Source organism: Enterococcus sp. GPZ-007, from assembly GCF_059374735.1.
Genome location: NZ_JCAFYN010000088.1, coordinates 1 through 4,236 on the forward strand (window position 1 = coordinate 1; position 4,236 = coordinate 4,236).

Annotated in this window: 3 protein-coding genes; all 3 read right to left on the minus strand. The window is 35.1% G+C overall.

The genetic code is table 11. The annotated features are described in order from the left end of the window. A partial coding sequence (locus tag AC4J95_RS20935; protein ID WP_494551528.1) for a hypothetical protein occupies window positions 1–237 on the minus strand: 237 nt, incomplete at its 3' end. Continuing rightward, on the minus strand, window positions 215–934 hold the full coding sequence (locus tag AC4J95_RS20940) for a hypothetical protein (protein WP_494551529.1): 720 nt from the start codon (window positions 932–934) through the stop codon (window positions 215–217). The genes AC4J95_RS20935 and AC4J95_RS20940, both read right to left, overlap by 23 nt. Then, window positions 927–3,791 (minus strand): DUF927 domain-containing protein, encoded by a 2,865-nt coding sequence (locus AC4J95_RS20945; protein WP_494551530.1) that lies wholly within the window; start codon window positions 3,789–3,791, stop codon window positions 927–929. Before AC4J95_RS20945 ends, AC4J95_RS20940 begins: the two co-directional genes overlap by 8 nt. Window positions 3,792–4,236 lie beyond the last annotated feature (445 nt).

Here is a 4,236-nt window from a genome sequence, read left to right on the forward strand (position 1 = left end):
ATTGAAAAGAATTACATAATCAACAGACTTATCAGAAAATGAATGATCCATTTCTTTTTCAAAGTCTTCCATTGAATCAATGACAATTACTTTATTGAGCTCGCAGGATTTTTCTTTGGCATCTCTTTTAGCAACATCGAAAAGAATGTTTACGCGCTCCTCATTACTGAGCTCTTTGCAATAATAAATTACGTCCATTTTGAGTAGCTTTGAGTTAGATGTCTTCATTTTTTTCATCTTTATCCCCTCCAGCTTGATTTGTTTCAACAGATACGTTGAAAGTTTCTTCCTCCTCAGCAACCTTTAAATCTTTGGAATAAGCCTCGTACAATTTATCAGTTCCCTTCCAAATCTTTATCCCTTTACCCATAATTTTCATTTCAGCTTCGGTTGGTTTTCGATTTTCAATCCAGCCAGCAGTCCTCAATCCGAATAACTGCCCAGAGATATCTGAGTTTTTCAGATTATGATTGGTTCTAAAAAATTCAGAAAGATCAGTTGTCACAAATTCAGCAGAATTAGGATAGTTTTCAACAATATACTTCCTAAATTTTTCAGCATTTCCTTCTTTACGTGTTCTTCCAGTACCGGGTTTCTTCTCTTTTATTCGACGTACTCCACCAAGAATCCCTGTTCCTAAAGTTGGGTCATCAGAAGTTTCTCCTTGTTGTTTGTCTAGAACCATTTTTTCTTCAGTAGTTTTGAAAGGACTTGTTACTATCTTCTTTGGATCATCCTTTATTTGATCCTCATTTTTTACTTCTTCAACGACATTGTTTTCTTCTTGCATTTTTTCATTCTCCTTCACTGTTTGATTTTCTTGAGTATTATCTACTTCGATTTGATTTGAAGATTTAGTTGCCTTGTTATTAGGCAACTGATTCTTCATTTGGTTGTTCTCTTTATGTTCTTTACTAATATTCTTTCTAATCATGATCTTCTGCTCCTTCTTTTAAAAGATTATCGAAATCAATCTCTGCAAATACTTCTTCAATTGTTTTTTCTACTATCTGTGGTGGAGGTAAAGGACTATAGATAGAAGGTTCACTTTTAGGCAGAGTTACTTCTTTCTCAATTAGCTTTACACCTCCATCACTGTTGTTGTAATCTCCAAAATACCGCAGTAAATCTGGTGTCTTCGGCAAACGGATTTCATAGACTGTTAAGGAAACCCTGTTCTTGCCGTTTTCAGATTCTTTTATCTTTTTTCTTTTCGATAGTCGATCTTTTTCACCAACTAACATATTAGCCTTGACCAACTCATCAATAACCGTTTTCTTATCTTGTAAAGGAAATTCTTGCTTCAATACTTGATTCTCGAAAGTAGATTTCAATATGGAAACCTTGATTTCATTACCAACGATTTTTACAGAACCGAACTTTGATGTGTACGAAGATTTTGTTAAACCACCTTCTAAAACAAACCGATGTGAATTCATTGCAATCCATTCAGTAATTTTTTCTGGAATAGATTCCGCTTGCTCAGTTTTTTTGTCGAATACACTTTCCGCTACATCTAGTAAGATTTTCTTTACTCTATCTTCACTAATAGATAATCCCAACAATTCATTCATTAACTTTGCACCAGTTAATACCATTGCACAGTTATCTAACAAGCGATCCCTTAGTGGATGTTCTTCAATAGTAGCGTTGAGTTCAATTAGTGACTCTGAATAACGTTCTCCGATAATTTGTGGCTGAGCTTTCATTAAGCTCTCCATAAACGTTTTAAAAGGAGAACCATAATTTTCCTTAGCTACTTTTTGAATTATTTTTGAAGATGCTGCACTTTTTGTAAACTGCAGATCAGAAAACTGTAGATGTCTGACAAGTAGTCCGCCGAGTTCTTGCAAGTAATTGTCAACAGATACTTCTGACGTGAAAAAACTAACCGTACTAAATTCTACTGCTTCCATCAGTTTTGAGTTCTTGTCAAGTCGATCCTTTTGACGTCCTGTACTTAACTGATAGAAAATACTTGTCAGATCCTTGTTTATGGTTGATTTCATTTCGTCAAAGAATACTGGCCATCCATTTAAGCCATCAACTTTTCGAAGAATTGCATTTTGAGTTGCATTGAGACTTCCAACGAGTTTTGCGCTGTCTCCATAGAAACAAGCAATAAAATTTAATAAGGTAGTTTTACCAGTACTACTTAGACCTTTAAAAATCACAGATAATGAATTGATTGAGATTCGATTTGCCATTTGTAACCATGCAAGAATAACGGCTAGTGGAATTAGAGCTAATGCAATTTCGCCGTCTGTTCCAACAATCTCTTGTTCAACCATTTCTTTCCAAGTCACTGTATTACCTTTACTGTCCAATCTGTAGACTGATTTTTCTTCTAAGACAGAATCTACGGCTGGTTTATTGACAGAGTAAGTTTTTGCGGCTGTATATTCCTCTTCACTTCTCCATCCTAGATAGCTATGCACATCTTGAATCTCGATTTCTTGCTTTTGCCGTTGTAAAAATTGAACTAATTTCGACTCATAATATGGATCAACTTCAATTCCATATTTAGTAAGTTCTCTAATTTTTCCTGCCGCTAATATATCTCCCGGAACAACCAACGTATGAACACTTAGTTTACCTAAGGAATACTTCAGCTTTAAAGACACTAGCTGCGTATCTCTATTAATAGAAATTTCTACAATCCAAACTGGTGAAGAGACACGGTAATATTCTCCTTCTTTATTTAAGGCAAACAACCCTTCCTCCATTAATTTCCATCCGTCAAGGATTACTGGTGTTGCTAAGTTTAATGCTGTAAAATCTGGTTTAAATTTTGCTTCTTCAGGCAATGGATATTTTTCTAAAAAATCTTTGATGTTACAATCACTATGACTTTCGTGAAGACACTTAAATTCAAGAAGCCCACTTGTTTTTTGAATGATGGATGCACCATTTTGATTATTTGAATGGCGTGCTAATGGACACTCCTTAAGAATAAAAATTTTGAGTCCGGGAATATCTCCGTCCTTTACTTGATAACTTAATCCATAGTGTTCAAGTAATTCTTTAGCATCGCCATACACTGGAACAGAACGTTTCTTCTTACTTTTCGCTGTTATTTCAGGTTTAACAGCGGAAAGATTCTTTTCAACAAATTCTTTGATAACTCGAAAATCATTTCTCAAATAATTTTTAGGGAACTCAATATTCTGGCTAAGACGGTGCGGACGATCTTCTGTGTTTTCTCCCTTTCTTGCCCAACTACCAGGAAATTTTACTAAGCGTGAAGGGTTAAAAACAGATGTGTCAACCTCGGCTTTTCCATTCGAATATTTGCTAGAAAGAATCTTCAAACATTGTTGGACTATCGGTTTTGCTTTATCTACATCGATGGGTTCGAACGGTACCAACAGATGGAACCCATTCCCGCTAAACGATCGAATGATAGAAGATATACCACTAGCATTCAGTTCATTTTTTATAGCTTCAGCAACTTTCTCCCCTTCTTTAAGCTCTTCCTCAGAAGCCGATTGCCCCTTAAGTGCTTTTACTACATCAACGTCGATGATAAGAATCTGTATCTTGAAAATATCACTGTCCTTAACGGGTTTTGTCGGATCAAGTCCTTCTTTCAAGACATTCACTGTTGAAAAAAATGATGATTCCAGCAACCCATTTACTCTTAAATAGGCATAAAACCCTTCAAATGATATTTCTGCGGTATTGAAAATACGTGACGCTTTCTTTTCCAATGAGCGTAATTCAAACTCTTTTACATAGTGACTAATACCCTCATAGTATTGCTTCAGGTATTCTTTTTGTTGTTCTGTCATGCTCTCACTCCTCCTGTCCCCGGGGATACGGTACCAAATAGAAGGAAGTTGATCGCTTCAAGAAGCTTGGTGCTTCACTTGTCTTACTCTTTTCTACCGTGGTCCCGGGGACATTTTTGGTTTTAATGCTTAACGTTGTTATGATTATGTTTTCAATGAACATCCAAGTCAGTAACTTCTACTTGGCAAAAAAATTTAAAACTATTTTCGTAGTTTGTTGTGATCACTCATCTACATCCATTACTATACGTGTTATTCTTATTAAATAGAGGTATTCAAAATTCGCATAAATAGCAAGCGCTTACACCATTGCTGAAACTGATTATTTTCCATCTTAATAAAAAGTGTCCATTTCCTTTATAAAAAATGAATATCAAAAAAGACAGTTATAAAAAGGGTATTAATTGAATCATTCCTAAATAAGTACAAAATAAAAAAGCCTAGT

What these genes read in the sequence shown, in the direction of transcription:
- AC4J95_RS20945 (WP_494551530.1), bottom strand. Translation starts at nt 3,791, where the DNA reads ATGACAGAACAACAAAAAGAATACCTGAAGCAATACTATGAGGGTATT.
- AC4J95_RS20940 (WP_494551529.1), bottom strand. Translation starts at nt 934, where the DNA reads ATGATTAGAAAGAATATTAGTAAAGAACATAAAGAGAACAACCAAATG.